This is a genomic window from Amycolatopsis sp., from assembly GCF_025464955.1.
In the GTDB taxonomy this organism is placed as follows: Bacteria; Actinomycetota; Actinomycetes; order Mycobacteriales; family Pseudonocardiaceae; genus Amycolatopsis.
In genome coordinates this window covers 41,051-56,638 of sequence record NZ_JAODNM010000041.1, presented here as the reverse complement: position 1 = coordinate 56,638, position 15,588 = coordinate 41,051, and the positions used below count along the sequence as shown (strand labels likewise).

16 protein-coding genes are annotated in these 15,588 nt (G+C 68.7%); 14 read left to right on the top strand and 2 right to left on the bottom strand.

Translation table 11 applies throughout. The annotated features are described in order from the left end of the window. The first annotated feature begins 79 nt into the window (after nt 1–79). The 3 genes from JWQ81_RS09260 (at nt 80) to JWQ81_RS09250 (ending at nt 3,416) form a co-directional block, all read left to right on the top strand. Nucleotides 80–694 (top strand): malonic semialdehyde reductase, encoded by a 615-nt coding sequence (locus JWQ81_RS09260; protein ID WP_297539623.1) that lies wholly within the window; start codon nt 80–82, stop codon nt 692–694. Between the two features lie 126 nt (nt 695–820). Beyond that, entirely contained in the window at nt 821–2,866 is a 2,046-nt protein-coding gene (gene thrS / locus JWQ81_RS09255) for a threonine--tRNA ligase (protein ID WP_297539621.1), read from the top strand. Beyond that, on the top strand, nt 2,859–3,416 hold the full coding sequence (locus JWQ81_RS09250; RefSeq protein ID WP_297539619.1) for an HIT domain-containing protein: 558 nt from the start codon (nt 2,859–2,861) through the stop codon (nt 3,414–3,416). Before thrS ends, JWQ81_RS09250 begins: the two co-directional genes overlap by 8 nt. 73 nt (nt 3,417–3,489) lie before the next feature. On the opposite strand, the gene JWQ81_RS09245 is transcribed toward JWQ81_RS09250, so the two are convergent. Further along, a complete protein-coding gene (locus JWQ81_RS09245; protein ID WP_297539617.1) occupies nt 3,490–4,035 on the bottom strand; it encodes a YceI family protein in 546 nt (181 codons plus the stop codon). Between the two features lie 102 nt (nt 4,036–4,137). Here JWQ81_RS09245 and JWQ81_RS09240 point away from each other — a divergent pair, with 102 nt between their 5' ends. The 6 genes from JWQ81_RS09240 (at nt 4,138) to JWQ81_RS09215 (ending at nt 8,606) form a co-directional block, all read left to right on the top strand. Further along, nucleotides 4,138–4,641: a MarR family transcriptional regulator gene (locus JWQ81_RS09240; protein ID WP_297539615.1), complete on the top strand. Its 504-nt coding sequence runs from the start codon at nt 4,138–4,140 to the stop codon at nt 4,639–4,641. A gap of 132 nt (nt 4,642–4,773) precedes the next feature. Further along, nucleotides 4,774–5,445 (top strand): phosphatidylinositol phosphate synthase, encoded by a 672-nt coding sequence (gene pgsA, locus JWQ81_RS09235; RefSeq protein WP_297539613.1) that lies wholly within the window; start codon nt 4,774–4,776, stop codon nt 5,443–5,445. Then, nucleotides 5,442–6,365, top strand: coding sequence for a phosphatidylinositol mannoside acyltransferase (locus JWQ81_RS09230; RefSeq protein ID WP_297539611.1), 924 nt, complete (start codon nt 5,442–5,444; stop codon nt 6,363–6,365). The genes pgsA and JWQ81_RS09230 overlap by 4 nt, the downstream gene beginning before the upstream one ends. Further along, nucleotides 6,362–7,510, top strand: coding sequence for a glycosyltransferase family 4 protein (locus JWQ81_RS09225; RefSeq protein WP_297539609.1), 1,149 nt, complete (start codon nt 6,362–6,364; stop codon nt 7,508–7,510). The genes JWQ81_RS09230 and JWQ81_RS09225 overlap by 4 nt, the downstream gene beginning before the upstream one ends. Continuing rightward, on the top strand, nt 7,510–7,995 hold the full coding sequence (locus tag JWQ81_RS09220; protein WP_297539607.1) for an NUDIX hydrolase: 486 nt from the start codon (nt 7,510–7,512) through the stop codon (nt 7,993–7,995). Before JWQ81_RS09225 ends, JWQ81_RS09220 begins: the two co-directional genes overlap by 1 nt. An 86-nt stretch (nt 7,996–8,081) precedes the next feature. Next, complete coding sequence (locus JWQ81_RS09215; protein WP_297539605.1) at nt 8,082–8,606, top strand: XdhC family protein; 525 nt, start codon at nt 8,082–8,084, stop codon at nt 8,604–8,606. A gap of 65 nt (nt 8,607–8,671) precedes the next feature. Here the strand turns inward: JWQ81_RS09215 and JWQ81_RS09210 are convergent, their stop codons facing one another. After that, entirely contained in the window at nt 8,672–10,792 is a 2,121-nt protein-coding gene (locus JWQ81_RS09210; RefSeq protein ID WP_297539603.1) for an elongation factor G-like protein EF-G2, read from the bottom strand. A gap of 219 nt (nt 10,793–11,011) precedes the next feature. Here JWQ81_RS09210 and pdxS point away from each other — a divergent pair, with 219 nt between their 5' ends. The 5 genes from pdxS to JWQ81_RS09185 all read left to right on the top strand — a co-directional run bounded on the left by pdxS (nt 11,012) and on the right by JWQ81_RS09185 (nt 15,492). After that, nucleotides 11,012–11,950: a pyridoxal 5'-phosphate synthase lyase subunit PdxS gene (pdxS, locus tag JWQ81_RS09205; protein WP_297539601.1), complete on the top strand. Its 939-nt coding sequence runs from the start codon at nt 11,012–11,014 to the stop codon at nt 11,948–11,950. Between the two features lie 285 nt (nt 11,951–12,235). Next, nucleotides 12,236–12,547 (top strand): enoyl-CoA hydratase-related protein, encoded by a 312-nt coding sequence (locus JWQ81_RS44845; protein ID WP_366942275.1) that lies wholly within the window; start codon nt 12,236–12,238, stop codon nt 12,545–12,547. Between the two features lie 61 nt (nt 12,548–12,608). Continuing rightward, entirely contained in the window at nt 12,609–13,022 is a 414-nt protein-coding gene (locus JWQ81_RS09195) for a MarR family transcriptional regulator (RefSeq protein ID WP_297539597.1), read from the top strand. Continuing rightward, nucleotides 13,019–14,752: an MFS transporter gene (locus JWQ81_RS09190; RefSeq protein ID WP_297539595.1), complete on the top strand. Its 1,734-nt coding sequence runs from the start codon at nt 13,019–13,021 to the stop codon at nt 14,750–14,752. Before JWQ81_RS09195 ends, JWQ81_RS09190 begins: the two co-directional genes overlap by 4 nt. Then, nucleotides 14,749–15,492, top strand: coding sequence for a dienelactone hydrolase family protein (locus tag JWQ81_RS09185; protein ID WP_297539593.1), 744 nt, complete (start codon nt 14,749–14,751; stop codon nt 15,490–15,492). Before JWQ81_RS09190 ends, JWQ81_RS09185 begins: the two co-directional genes overlap by 4 nt. Nucleotides 15,493–15,588 lie beyond the last annotated feature (96 nt).

Genomic DNA, 15,588 nt, shown 5'->3' with positions numbered 1-15,588 from the left:
GGACCACTTCGGAAATAGTCAAACGCTCAACCATGTTGTCGCTAGCTGAAGGGTGACCAAGCTTCAGGAAGGCGACAACATGACCACGACCGTCGAGCAGACCGAGGCCCTCAAAGTCCCGGAGCACGTGCAGGACCTGCTCTTCCGCGAGGCACGCACGGCGAACAGCTTCTCGGCCGACCCGGTGACCGACGAGCAGATCCGCGCGATCTACGACCTCGTCAAGTGGGCACCGACGTCGATGAACATGCAGCCGTTGCGCGCGCTGGTGGTCCGCAGCGACGAGGCGAAGGCGCGCCTGCTGCCGCACATGGCCGAGGGCAACCGCGCGAAGACGGCTACCGCGCCGGTCACCGTGATCCTCGCCGCGGACACCGACTTCCACGAGAACACCGAGACCACGTTCCCGCACAACCCCGGCGTGAAGGCGAACTTCCTCGACGAGGAGAAGCGCACCGAGTTCGCGCGGCTGAACTCGCTGCTGCAGGTGGGCTACTTCATCATCGGCGTCCGCGCCGCCGGGCTGGCCGCCGGTCCGATGACGGGCTTCGACGCCGCCGGTATCGACGCGGAGTTCTTCGGCGACAACGCCTGGAAGTCGCTCGTCGTGGTCAACGTCGGCAAGCCGGGCGACGACCCGTGGTTCGGCCGCCTGCCGCGGCTGGACTTCGAGCAGGTCGTCGAAACCCTCTGAGCAACCCTCTGAGCGAAACCCCTGAGGACGGGCTCGGCGGCGTAAGGGGTAACACGCGGGCGTTCGCGGGCGGGTGACGACTAGCATCATCGTCGTCACCCGCCAGCGTGTTTGAAGGAGTCAACTGTGTCCGAGTCGCCGCCAGTCCAGCCCGCAGCCGCTTCACGCGTGGTGGTACCGGCCGGGACTACGGCGGGCACAGCGGTCCGCGAAGCCGGGCTGCCGGGCAAGGGCCCCGACGCCGTCGTCGTAGTGCGTGACGCCGAGGGCCGGCTCCGCGATCTGGCTTGGGCGCCCGAGTCCGACGTCGAGGTGGAGCCGGTCGCGGCCGACACCGAGGACGGCCGCAGCGTGATCCGGCACTCCGCGGCGCACGTGCTCGCCCAGGCCGTGCAGCAGCAGTTCCCCAGCGCCAAGCTCGGCATCGGGCCGCCGATCCGCGACGGTTTTTATTACGATTTCGCTGTCGATACCCCGTTCACCCCCGAAGACCTGCTGTCGCTGGAAAAGCGCATGAAGCAGATCATCAAGGGCTCGCAGCAGTTCTCCCGCCGTGTGTTCGACTCGGTCGACGAGGCGAAGAAGGAACTGGCCGACGAGCCGTTCAAGCTCGAACTGGTCGACCTGAAGTCCGAGGACCCCGACGGCTCTACAGTGGACACGTCCGAGGTGATGGAGGTCGGCGGCGCCGAGCTCACCATCTACGACAACCTCGACCCGCGCACCAAGGAGCGCGTGTGGAGCGACCTGTGCCGCGGTCCGCATCTGCCGACGACCAAGCACATCCCGGCGTTCAAGCTGACCAGGGTCGCCGCCGCCTACTGGCGTGGCAGTGAGAAGAACCCGCAGCTGCAACGGATCTACGGCACCGCGTGGGAAACCCCGGAGGCACTGGACGCGCACCTGGAGATGCTCGCCGAGGCCGAGCGGCGCGACCACCGCAAGCTGGGCGCGGAACTGGACCTGTTCTCCTTCCCCGAGGAGCTGGGCTCCGGGCTGCCGGTGTTCCACCCCAAGGGCGGCATCATCCGGCGCGAGCTCGAGGCGTACTCCCGTGCCAAGCACGAAGAGCACGGCTACGAGTTCGTCAACACCCCGCACATCTCCAAGGGCACCCTGTTCGAGACCTCCGGGCACCTCCCGCACTATGCGGACGGCATGTTCCCGCCGATGCAGTTCGAAGGCGCGGACTACTACCTCAAGGCCATGAACTGCCCGATGCACAACCTGATCTTCCGCTCGCGCGGCCGGTCCTACCGGGAGCTGCCGCTGCGGCTGTTCGAGTTCGGCAGCGTCTACCGGTACGAGAAGTCCGGGGTGGTGCACGGCCTGACCCGGGTGCGCGGGATGACCCAGGACGACTCGCACATCTACTGCACCAAGGAGCAGATGCAGGGCGAGCTGCAGTCGCTGCTCACCTTCGTACTGGACCTGCTGCGGGACTACGGCCTCAACGACTTCTACCTCGAACTGTCCACCCGGGACGATTCGCCGAAGTTCATCGGCGAGCCGGAGAAGTGGGAAGAAGCCACCGAAGCGTTGCGGGAAGCGGCGACGGCGTCAGGGCTCGAACTCGTGCCCGATCCCGGCGGCGCCGCGTTCTACGGACCGAAGATCTCGGTGCAGGCCAAGGACGCCATCGGCCGCACCTGGCAGATGTCGACCATCCAGGTCGACTTCAACCAGCCGGAGCGATTCGCACTGGAGTACCAGGCGGGCGACGGCACGCGCCAGCAGCCGGTGATGATCCACCGCGCGCTCTTCGGTTCGATCGAGCGGTTCTTCGGGGTGCTGACCGAGCACTACGCGGGCGCGTTCCCGGCGTGGCTCGCCCCGGTGCAGGTGGTCGGCATCCCGATCACCTCCGACCAGGTCGAGCACCTGCGCGGAGTCGAGAAGGCGTTGCGCGCCAAGCGGGTTCGCGTGGACATCGACGCCGGCGACGACCGGATGCAGAAGAAGATCCGGACGCACACCACCCAGAAGGTACCGTTCATGCTGCTCGCCGGGGAGAAGGACGTCGAAGCAGGCGCCGTTTCGTTCCGGTTCCGCGACGGTACGCAGATCAACTCCGTTCCCGTCGCGGACGCGGTCGAGGCGATCGCCGGCTGGATCAGCCGCAGGGAGAACGGTTCGCCGACCGCCGAGGCGCTCGGAGCATTCGTTGGCTGAGGAGCCTGAGCTGACCGCTCAGGACGGGGTCGGGGTCCCGGACGCGCTTCAACGCCTGTGGACCCCGCACCGGCTGGCTTACGTCCAGGGGGCGGACAAGCCCGACGGCGACGAGCCGAACGGCTGCCCGTTCTGCCGGATCCCCGAGCTGGACGACGTCGACGCACTGATCATCGCGCGCGGCAAGTGCGTCTACGCGGTATTGAATCTTTATCCGTACAACCCGGGGCACCTCATGGCCGTGCCGTACCGGCATGTCGCCGACTATCCGGACCTGACCGCCGAGGAGACCGTCGAGCTGGCGGAATTCACCCAGCGGGCGATGACCGTCGTCCGCCGGGTCTCGGCGGCGCACGGGTTCAACATCGGCATGAACCAGGGCGTCGTGGCCGGGGCGGGCATCGCCGCCCACCTCCACCAGCACGTGGTGCCGAGGTGGGGCGGCGATGCCAACTTCATGCCGGTCATCGGGCACACCAAGGTGCTGCCGCAACTGCTCGGGCAAACCCGCGAGCTGCTCGCCGGTGCCTGGCACGAGACCGCTCAATAACCGCGCACCGAGCGCGCTTATTGCTGCCCACCCACCGGCCCCACCCCCGACGCGGGGCTGGCGGGGGAGCGGGTCATGAGTTCAGGGCGGCCTGGAGCTCGATGACGATCTTGACCTTCTCGCCCAGGAAGGAATTGCCCTCCGGGCCGACGTTGAAGTCGCGGCGGTTGAGCGTGGTCTCGGCGGAGACGCCCAGGGTGGCGACGTTCTCATGGGACGGGTTCGGGCCGACGCCGTTGAACTCGGCGTTCAGCGAAACCGGGACCGACTGGCCGCGCCAGGTCAGGTTGCCGTCGATGACGTAGTCGCCGCCCTCCTCGCGGATGCCCGTCGAGGTGAAGGTGATGGTCGGGTGCTCCTCGACGTGGAAGAAGTCAGCGGACTTGATGTGGTCGTCGCGCTGGCCGAAGCCGCTGGCGACGGACGAGGCGTCGATCTCGACGGTCACGGTCGAGTCGAGGATGTTCTCGGCGGTGACGACCGAGCCGCTGAACGCCGTGAAGTTGCCGCGGGTCTTGGCGATGCCCAGGTGCTTCAGGCTGTACGCGACGTCCGAGTGGATCGGGTCGACGGTCCAGGTGCCCGTGACGTATCCGGGGATCTTGGTCGGTGCGCTCATCGGTGAATCTCCTTGGAACGGGGTGCGAGCCCAGTTGGTTGAGCTCTCAACCGACAGTAGCCTACTTTGGTTGAGAGCTCAACCAAGGGTATGATGTGAGGTATGTCCGAGACCCGATGGCTCAGCGAAGACGAGCAGCGTGTGTGGCGCGAGTTCGGCGTGGCCACCGGCATGGTGCAAGGCCACCTCGAAGGCCAGCTCAGCCGTGATTCAGGAATGCCGCTCGCCTACTACGAGGTACTGGTCGCGCTCTCCGAAGCGCCTGGTCGCAGCCTCAGGATGAGCGAGTTGGCCACTGCTCTGCACTCCTCGCGAAGCCGGCTGTCCCATGCCGTCGCGCGACTCGAAGCCAACGACTGGGTCCGCCGCGAGGCCTGTCCCACCGACAAGCGGGGCGCCTGGGCGGTCCTGACCCCCGCCGGGTTCGCCGCACTCGAAGCCGCCGCCCCCGGCCACGTCGACGCCGTGCGCAAGAGCCTGTTCGACGCGCTCACCCCCGAGCAGGTCCGCCAGCTCGGCGAGATCATGGCGGCCATCCGCAACCAGTTGACCCCGCAGTGCGCTGTCGCCGTCGCCGCGGCGGCCGAGCTCGTCGAATCCAGCTGAATCAGGGTCGATCCGAGCCGGCAAAGGTGAATTTCGCGGGGTCCACGGACCGGCGCGTCGAGGGTGTCGGGGCGGGTGGCTAGGCTCTGGTCGCCCATCCGTCCCCTTTAGCTAGGTGCACCTGAAGAACCGATGCTCAACATCTTCGCGCGCGCGTCCGTCTCCCGCGTCACCGATCCGATCGGCAAGGCGCTGGTGCGTGCCGGCCTGACCCCGAATGCGATGACCATCGCCGGGACAGCCGGCGCGGTGATCTGTGCCCTCGTGTTCTTCCCCAACGGATACCTGCTCTGGGGAACGTTCACGGTGTGGGGCTTCGCCATGCTCGACCTCCTCGACGGCGCCATGGCCAGGGCCCGCGGCTACGGCACACCCTTCGGTGCGGTCCTGGACGCCACCTGCGACAGGCTGGTCGACGGCGCGCTGTTCGCGTCGATCGCCTGGTGGTGCTTCGTGGTCGAGCCCAACCATCGCGCCGCCGCGGCGGCGCTGATCTGCCTGGTCCTGGCCCAGGTGATCTCCTACGTCAAAGCCCGAGCCGAGGCCTCGGGGCTCGCCGCGGACGGCGGCCTGATCGAACGTGCCGAGCGGCTGATCATCGCGCTGGTCGGCACCGGGCTGCACGGCCTCGGGGTGCCTTACACCGTCGAGATCACCTTGTGGGCGCTCGCGGCGCTCTCGGTGGTCACGCTGCTCCAGCGGATGGCGATGGTGGCGAAAGCCGCCAAGGCCGTGTCTGCTGAGACGGCGTCTGCCAAGGCCGTGTCTGCCGAGGAAGGCGCCGCCACGGAGGCCCAGCCATGAGTGCGGTCTCGCAGCGGTTGAGCGATCTTGGTTACGCCGCAGGTTGGCGTGCCGCTCGGCTGCTGCCCGCGTCGACCGGATCGGTGATGTTCTCCCTCGGCGCCGACCTCGCGGCCAAACGCGACGGCGACGGCGTCCGGCAGCTGCGCAAGAACCTCGCCAGGGTGGTGCCCCAGGCCGACGAGGTCGAGCTGGACGAGCTGACCAGGCGTGCTTTGCGCTCCTACGCCCGGTACTGGCACGAGATGTTCCGGCTTCCGTCGATGGACCACCGGGAAGTCAGCCGCAAGGTCGGCGGCCTCATCACCGGGGTGGAGAACCTCGACGCCGCGCTCGCCGAAGGCAACGGCGTGGTGATGGCGCTGCCCCACAGCGGCAACTGGGACGCTGCCGGCGTCTGGCTTGCCAGCTATCTGGGCGGGTTCACCACCGTGACCGAGCGGCTGAAACCGGAGTCGCTCTACAAGCGGTTCGTGTCCTACCGCGAGTCGCTCGGGTTCGAGATCGTGCCGCTGACCGGCAGCAGCTCGGCCATGCGCGTCCTGCTCAAACGGCTCCGGGAGAACAAGGCGATCTGTCTGGTGGGGGATCGGGACCTGACGAACTCCGGCATCACGGTGAAGTTCTTCGGCGAGCAGACCCGCATGCCCGGTGGCCCCGCCCGCCTGGCCGCCACCACCGGCGCCGCGCTGATCCCCGCCGGCTGCTGGTTCACCGAAGACGGCTGGCAGGTCCGCCTCCACCCGCGGATCCGCGTCAAGGACCGCGAAGAGGTGCCCGCCGCCACGCAGGCACTCGCCGACATCTTCGCCGGCGACATCGCCGCGCACCCGACCGACTGGCACATGCTGCAGAAGTTCTGGATCGCCGACCTGGAACCCGAACTGCGGGACGCGCTGGAGGAAACGGCCAAGTCATGAAGATCGGCATCGTCTGCCCCTACTCCTTCGACGTGCCCGGCGGTGTTCAGGGGCACGTCCTCGATCTGGCCAAGGCGCTGCTGGCCAGGGGGCATTCGGTGTCGGTACTGGCACCGGCCGACGAGGACGCGGACCTGCCGTCCTTCGTCCATCCGGCGGGCAAGGCACTCGGGATTCCGTACAACGGCTCGGTCGCGCGGCTGCAGTTCGGGCCCGTCTCCTACGCGCGGGTCCGCAGGTGGTTGCGCGACAACGAGTTCGATGTCCTGCACCTGCACGAGCCGACGGCCCCGAGCTTGTCGATGCTGGCGCTGCTCGTCGCCGAAGGCCCGATTGTCGCCACCTTCCACACCTCCACGGCCCGCTCGCGCACACTGACCGCGTTCCAGCCGGTACTGCGTCCGCTGCTGGAGAAGATCACCGCCCGGATAGCCGTGTCCGCGCTCGCCCGGCGGGTCCAGGTCGAACACTCCGGCGGAGACGCCGTGGAGATCCCCAACGGCGTGGACGTCGACTTCTTCGCCAGGGCGATGCCGCTTGAGGGCTATCCGCGCGCCGGCGGGACGGTCGGGTTCGTCGGCCGGTTCACCGAATCCCGCAAGGGCATGAGCGTCCTGCTCGAAGCGCTGCGGCTGATCGTGGCGGACTTCGAGGACTTGCGGCTCCTGGTGGTCGGCAGGGGAGAGGCCGAAGACCTGATGCGCGAGGCCGGTCCCGAGCTGGCGCCGCACATCGTCCTGCTCGGCCAGGTCGACGACGAGACCAAGGCGAGAGCTCTGCGCAGTGTCGACGTCTACTGCGCGCCCAACATCGGCGGTGAGAGCTTCGGCATGGTCCTTACCGAGGCCATGGCTTCGGGCACGGCCGTGCTCGCCAGCGGACTCGACTCCTTCCGACGGGTCCTCGACGACGGCCGCGCCGGCATGTTGACCCCGACCGGGGACGCCGCCGCGCTTGCCGAGGCCTTGCGCGAGCTGCTCGGCGACCCGACCCGGCGTGCCTCGCTCGCCGCGGCGGCCGGCGAGCGGGTGGCGATGTTCGACTGGGCAGTCGTCACCACGCAGGTGCTGCGGGTCTACGAGACCGCTGTCGCCGCGGACCCCCGCCGCGTCGTCGAAGCCCGCGACCGGGAGACCACCCGCTGATGTTCCTGATCCTCAGCATCATTGCCGCGATCGTCGTCGTCGGCGGGCTGTTCCTGGTCGCCACCGCGAACCGGCTCGACCGGCTACACGTCCGGATGGACGCCGGCTGGGCCGCCCTCGACGCCGCACTGGCCCGGCGAGCCGTCGTCGCGCGCGCGGTCGCGGCCGCGGCGCTGACCGGTGAACCGGCCGAAGGTCTTCTCGCACTTGCCGGACGAGCCGAGACAGCGCGCCGATCCGAACGGGAAGCCGAGGAGAACGAACTCACGCTCGTCCTGTCGGAGATCGGCCGGTCGACCCTGCCCGCCCCGCTCGCCGCCGAACTGACCGATGCCGAACACCGCGTCGTGATCGCGCGCCGGATGCACAACGACGCCGTCCGCGACACCCTCGCCCTGCGACGCCGTCGCAAGGTCCGCTACTTCGGCCTCGCCGGCACCGCCCCGCGTCCCGAGTACTTCGAAATCGCCGAACCCGAGGTCTGAGCCGTCCCCGAGTCGGTCAAGGCGACCGTATAACGACGTATATGGCGCGGGGTGGGGCGGTCGCCAGGAGTGGCAGACTGAGCGGCATGGCGCCGGAATCAGAGCAAAACGCGGCCTGCGAGGTCGCCCACGGCAACGTCGAGCCGACCGTCGAAACCCGCACGCTGCTGGCGGTGTTCGCGTCGCCGGTGTCGGGTTTCCTACTGACCTACGCCCGTGACCTCGGCTACCGCACAGTGCTGTTCGAGCCCGACCCGGCACGCGCCGCCGAAGCGCGGGGCGGCGGGTTCGACGTCGTCGGCACCGCGCCGGAACTCGACGACAGTGCGGACGTCGTCGTCACCGATCACCACCGGACCGAGCTCGGCACCGCGCTGTTCGCCGTCCTCGCCCACCCGGCACGCTGGATCGGCGTGCTCGGTAACCCGCGTCACCCCGGACCACACCGCGACGCGCTCGCCGCGCTCGGCGCCGACCGGTCGGACATCGACCGCGTGCACCGGCCGGTCGGGCTGAACATCGGCTCGCGGACCCCGCCGGAAATCGCCATCGCCACCCTGGCCGGCCTGCTCGCGGACCGCAACGGCCGCCCGGGCGGCTTCGACTTCTGATCACGCGCGTAACCCGCGCGCACAAGCACCGCAACTCGACGGCGAGTTGCGAAGACGGCAGGCCACTAAAGTCGCGCGGTAGCTCCTTCCGTGATCGGCTCGAACCGGGCGTGGTGCCGGGTGAAGGTCGCGGTTCCCGAGGTCAGCGACCGCAGGTCGATCGCGTAGCGGACCAGTTCGACCGCCGGCACTTCCGCGTGGATCAAGGTGCGTCCGCCTTCGGTGGCTTCGGTGCCCAGCACCCGTCCGCGCCGCGAAGACAGGTCGCCGAGCACGGTGCCCAGATGCTCGTCCGGCAGCCGCACGACTACTTCTTCCAGCGGCTCCAGAAGCGAGATGCGCCCGTTCGCGGCCGCTTCCCGCAGCGCGAGCGCGCCCGCCGTCTGGAACGCGGCGTCGGAGGAATCGACGCTGTGCGCCTTGCCATCGACGAGGGTGACCTCGATGTCGACCACCGGATGGCCGTCGAGCAGCCCCCGCGCGACCTGTGCGCGGACGCCCTTCTCCACGCTCGGGATGAACTGGTGCGGCACCGATCCGCCGACGACGCGGTCGACGAACACGAACCCCGAGCCTCGCTCGAGCGGGCGGACTTCGATGTCGCAGACCGCGTACTGCCCGTGCCCGCCGGACTGTTTGACGTGCCGTCCGTGGCCTTTCGCGGGTCCGGCGAACGTGGACCGCAAGCTGACTCGGACCGGCTCGGTCGTCACGTCCGCGCCGCCCGTCTGCAGGCGGGACAGCACGACGTCGGCGTGAGCCTCGCCCATGCACCAGAGCACGAGCTGGCCGGTTTCGGCGTTGCGGTCCAGCCGGAGGGTGGGGTCCCCGGCGACGAGCCGGGCCAGGTTGCGGGCCAGCGCGTCCTCGTCGCTGCGGGTCGCGGCGACGACCGCCACCGGCAGCAGCGGCTCCGGCATCGGCCACGGCGTCATCAGCAGCGGGTCGTCGGGGGAGGAGACGGTGTCGCCCGTTTCCGCCGAACCGACCTTGGTCAGCGCGCAGAGGTCCCCGGCGACGCAGTAGGGCACTTCGCGAAGGTTCGACCCGAGCGGCGAGTAGAGGTGGGCGACCCGCTCGTCGGCGTCGTGGTCTTCGTGTCCCCGTTCGGTCAGGCCGTGCCCTGACACGTGCACCGGTCGCTCCGGGCGCAGTGTCCCGGAAAACACCCGGACGAGGGAAACCCGGCCGACATAGGAGTCGACGGCGGTGCGGACGACTTCCGCGGCGAGTGGTCCGTCGGGGTCGGTGTGCAGAGCGTCGTGCGGTGAACCGTCCGGGGTGGTGACCGACGGCAGTGGGTGTTCCAGCGGGGACGGGAACGCGCGGATGATGCCTTCGAGTACTTCGGCGAGCCCGACACCGCTGCTGGCGCAGACGGGGATCACCGGATGGAAACTTCCCCGCGCGACGGCGGTTTCGAGGTCCGCGATCAGAGTGGCCTCCGGGAGTTCCTCGCCGGCCAGGTAGCGGTCCATTAAGGACTCGTCCTCGCTTTCGGCGATGATCCCTTCGATCAGTGCGTCGCGCGCGGCCGACATCCGGTCCAGGTCGGCGGGGTCGGGCGTGCCCAGTTGCGGCGGGAAGCCTTGTGAGTAGTCGTAGAAGCGCTGGGTGATCAGGCCGACCAAGCCGGTTTTCCCGTTCCGCGCCGGGAGGTAGAGCGGCAGGACGCCGGCGCCGAAGGCGGCTTGGCAGGCGGCTATCTCGGCCTCGGGGTCGGCGCGGTGGTGGTCGAGGCGGGCGATGACGACCGCGCGCGGCATGCCGACCGCGGCGCACTCCTCCCAGACCGCCACGGTGGCGGGGTCGACGCCTTCCGCGGCGCACACGACGAACAGCGCGGCGTCGGCAGCGCGCAGCCCGGCACGGAGTTCGCCCACGAAGTCGACGTATCCGGGCGTGTCGATGAGGTTGATCTTGACCCCGGCGTAGAGCACGGGTGCGACGGAGAGGCCGACGGACCGCTGCTGGCGGACGGCCGCGGGATCGTGGTCGCAGACCGTGGTGCCGTCGATCACTGACCCGGCCCTGGACACGGTGCCGGAGACGGCGAGCAGCGCTTCGGCCAGCGTTGTCTTCCCGGCTCCGGACGGTCCGACGAGGACGACGTTGCGAACCTGGCCGGGGTCGGACACAGCGACGGCGGCCCCGGGTTCTCCGTTCCTGCTCTGCTTGTCGGACATGGTCGGCTCCTCATCGGATGCACTGAATGTGTCCCCGATCACACACCCGCTGCGGGTCAGGGGCAAGGGCGACCACCCGCGTATTCGTACACCGCTCGGCGGTGAAGTGGCCTGGCCGAAAGTGGACTGCTGAGATAGCCGCGTACTGGCCTGGGTGAGCGGTCCACGTGCGACCTAGACTTGGTGGTGTTACCCCCACGTTCAGTGAAAGGTCCCGTTGTGTCTGACGTTCAGCCCAGCACCCCTGTCGCGCCGGAGACCGGCACCGCCCGCGTGAAGCGCGGCATGGCGGAGATGCTCAAAGGCGGCGTGATCATGGATGTGGTCAACGCCGAGCAGGCGAAGATCGCCGAGGACGCCGGCGCGGTCGCCGTGATGGCCCTCGAGCGCGTCCCAGCCGACATCCGCGCGCAGGGCGGCGTCGCCCGCATGAGCGACCCCGACCTGATCGACGGCATCATCGCGCAGGTCTCGATCCCGGTGATGGCCAAGGCCCGGATCGGCCACTTCGTCGAGGCGCAGCTGCTGCAGTCCCTCGGTGTCGACTACATCGACGAGTCCGAGGTGCTCACCCCCGCCGACTACGCCAACCACATCGACAAGTGGAAGTTCACCGTGCCCTTCGTCTGCGGTGCGACGAACCTCGGCGAGGCGCTGCGCCGGATCAACGAGGGCGCGGCGATGATCCGGTCCAAGGGCGAGGCCGGTACCGGCGACGTGTCCAACGCGACCACGCACATGCGTCAGATCCGCGGTGAGCTGCGCCGGCTGACCTCGTTGCCCGAGGACGAGCTTTACGTTGCGGCAAAGGAACTCCAGGCGCCGTACGAGCTCGTCAAGGAGGTCGCGAAGGCAGGCAAGCTCCCGGTGGTGCTGTTCACCGCCGGCGGTATCGCGACCCCCGCCGACGCGGCCATGATGATGCAGCTCGGCGCCGAGGGCGTGTTCGTCGGCTCGGGCATCTTCAAATCCGGCAACCCGGCCCAGCGCGCCGAGGCGATCGTCAAGGCCACCACGTTCTACGACGACCCCGACGTGATCGCCAAGGTCTCGCGCGGTCTCGGCGAGGCGATGGTCGGCATCAACGTGCCGTGGTCCAAAGATGCTGACACGACGGTCCGCACGGAGTTCACGAGCTTGGCCGATCGCGGCTGGTAAAGCTACCTCGGTGGGTTTGAGAGTGCCCCGTGGACGTAACGTCCACGGGGCACTCTCTTGTGTATTGACCCTATTGTGAGCGGCGACGAGAACGTAGGCGACCCTGCCGAGGAAAGCTGCGGGGACGACGATGCGGGGGAGCGTATCGAGCTCACGCCCGAGCACGAGCCGACCTGCGCAGGACGATGGAAAGCATCCAGCGGTCGTTGACTCCCATGATCCAATTCCCGAAGTTCACACTCCCCGAGTCGACCCTCAAGAACCTCGCCGTCGTCTCAAGGCACGGTGGTAGCCGTTCAAGGGCACTGCCTCGCAGCCGGTCTTGAACTGGCTCTGCTGGCTGACATTGTCGTGGCGGGCGAATCGGCTCGCTTCGCCCAGGTGGAGCGGCGTATCGGGACCACCACATTGCTTGGCGGCGCGCAGCGACTGGCAGAGCGTGCCGGACCGGCGCGTGCCCGGCAAATAATTTTCGACGGTGACAACTACACCGCCCAGCAGTTCGCCGACTGGAACATTATCAACCACGTCCACTCTGGTTGCGTCGAACGCAACCAGAGTGGCCCTGAGTGCGTTTCGGGGTACTGCCGACCCTGATGTCCGAGTTGATAAAGACAGGTTTATCAGTCTAGGTTTACTACCTGTGGACGATCAGTACATGCAGGAGAGCTGCGACCTGCGGGTCGCGCTGGGGCGGGTGGTCCGGCGGCTCCGGCAGGGGTACGTCTCGGGCGAGCTGACCCTCACCGAAAGTTCGGTCCTGTCGCGTTTGGACCGTGAAGGGCCGGCGACGCCGGGGGCCCTCGCAGAACTCGAACGCGTTCGCCCCCAGGCGATGGGGGCCACGCTCGCCGGGCTCGTCGAGCGCGAGCTGGTCGAGCGGACACCGGACGCAGCCGACGGTCGCAAGGTGCTGATGTCGGCCACCGAGGCCGGGATCAAGCTGCTCGTCGACCGGCGGTCCCACAGCACTCAGCGCGTCGCCGCCGCGCTGGCCGGGTTCGCCCCGGCCGAGCGCGCGCGGCTGGTCGAGGCGATCCCGCTGCTCGAACGACTGGCCGACGCGCTGTGACCGCCACCGAGACGCGCCACGACGGGCGCTACAAATGGGTCGCGCTGTCGAACACCACGCTCGGCGTGCTGATGTCCGCGCTCGACGGGTCGATCGTGATCATCTCGCTGCCGGCCATCTTCCGCGGGATCGGCCTGGACCCGCTGGCCGCCGGCAACATCGGTTACCTGCTCTGGATGATCCTGGGCTATCTGCTGGTTTCCGCGGTGCTCGTGGTGACGCTGGGCCGCCTCGGGGACATGTTCGGCCGCGTCAAGATGTACAATCTCGGGTTCGTCATCTTCAGCGTCGCCTCGGTCGCGCTGTCGTTCGATCCCTTCCACGGCGGGAACGGCGCGCTGTGGCTGATCGGCTGGCGGGTCGTCCAAGCCGTCGGCGGCTCGATGCTCACCGCGAACTCCGCCGCCATCCTGACCGACGCCTTCCCCGTCGAACAACGCGGAATGGCGCTCGGCATCAACCAGATCACCGCGCTGGCCGGCCAGTTCCTCGGCCTGGTCGTCGGCGGGCTGCTGGCCGAAATCGACTGGCGCGCGGTGTTCTGGATCAGTGTCCCGTTCGGACTGTTCGGGACCATCTGGTCGATGCGGAGCCTGCGCGAGGTCGGAAAGCCCCGCCGCGCGCGGATCGACTGGGGCGGGAACGTGACTTTCGCCGTCGGGACGGCGTTGCTGCTGGCGGCGATCACCTACGGGATCCAGCCCTACGGCGGCCATCCGACCGGCTGGACGAGCCCGGTCGTCCTCGGCGGGATCGGCGTCGGCGTGCTGCTGCTGATCGCGTTCTGCGTGATCGAGTCCCGCGTCGCCGCGCCGATGTTCCAGCTCGGGCTGTTCCGTATCCGGGCGTTCGCCGCGGGCAACCTCGCCGCGCTGCTGACCGCGATCGCACGTGGCGGGCTGCAGTTCATGCTGATCATCTGGCTGCAGGGCATCTGGCTGCCCTTGCACGGTTACGAGTACGAACGCACGCCGTTGTGGGCGGGCATCTACCTGCTGCCGCTCACCGTCGGCTTCCTGATCGCGGGCCCGATCTCGGGGTACCTGTCCGACCGGTTCGGCGCGCGGGTGTTCTCGACCGGGGGACTCGTCCTCGTCGCGGCTTCGTTCCTGGGGTTGCTGGCGCTGCCGGTGGACTTCGACTACCCGGTCTTCGCCGCGCTGCTGGTCCTCAGCGGAGTCGGGCAGGGCATGTTCTCGGCGCCCAACACGTCGGCGATCATGAGCAGCGTGCCCGACCATCAGCGCGGCGTCGCCTCGGGAATGCGCGCGACGTTCCAGAACTCCGGTACGGCGCTGTCGATCGGCGTGTTCTTCTCGCTGATGATCGCGGGACTGGCCGGCTCGCTGCCGACGACGTTGTCGAGCGGCCTGCAGAGCCACGGGGTGTCGTCGTCGGTAGCCGTCGGGGTGGCCCAGCTGCCGCCGGTCAGCACGCTGTTCGCGGCATTCCTCGGCAGCAACCCGATCGCCCACCTGCTCGGGCCGTCCGGCGCGTTGGCCGGGCTTTCGCCGACCAACGCGGCCACCCTCACCGGGCGGGATTTCTTCCCCCAGCTGATCTCCGGCCCGTTCCACCACGGGCTGGTGATCGTGTTCTCGGCCGCCGCGCTGATGGCGGTGGTCGCCGCGATCGCTTCGGTGTCGCGGGGTGCCAGGTACGTCCACCAGGCCGCAGTTCCCATGCAGGCTGCAGGTCCCATGCAAGAAAAGGAAACGGAGAAAGAATGAACGACGCGATCAGCGCGGGGACCGTCACGATCACCGGGCACGGAGGTGACGAGATCGAGGCCTACCTGGCCCGGCCGACGGACCCCTCGCCGCGTGGCAGCGTGGTCGTCATCCACCACATGCCCGGCTACGACGCCGCGACGAAGGAAATCGTGCGCAAGTTCGCCGCGAACGGCTACGCCGCGGTGTGCCCGAACCTGTACTCGCGGGAGGCACCCGGGGCCGCTCCGGACGATGCCGCGGCCGCGGTCCGCGCGTCCGGCGGTGTCCCGGACGACCGGCTCGTCGGTGACGTTTCCGGAGCGGCGGAGTACCTCAAGGGGCTCGACGGCGCGAACGGCAAGGTTGGCGTGATCGGGTACTGCTCCGGTGGCCGCCAGACGTTCCTGTCGGCGTGCTCGCTGCAGATCGACGCCGCTGTCGACTGCTACGGCGCGTTCGTGGTGAACGACCCGCCGCCCGGGATGCCGGCGTCGATGAAGCCGATCCTCGGGCTGGCCAAGGACCTGTCGTGCCCGCTGCTCGGCCTGTTCGGTGCCGACGACCAGTACCCCGGCCCGGAGGAGACGGCGAAACTGGCCGCCGAACTGGACAGCCTCGGCAAGACCCACGAGTTCCACACCTACGAGGGCGCCGGGCACGCGTTCTTCGCGGTCGACCGGCCGAGCTACCGGCCGGAGGCGGCCGTCGACGCCTGGGGCCACATCATGAACTTCTACAGCCGCCACCTGGCCGCCTGACCAGGTCTCGTGAGCGTTGCGGCCGGTTCTAACCGGCTGCTTCTAACCGGCCGCGCCGCTCACGAGCAGTTCGCCCACGACGCTAGGAAAGGACCC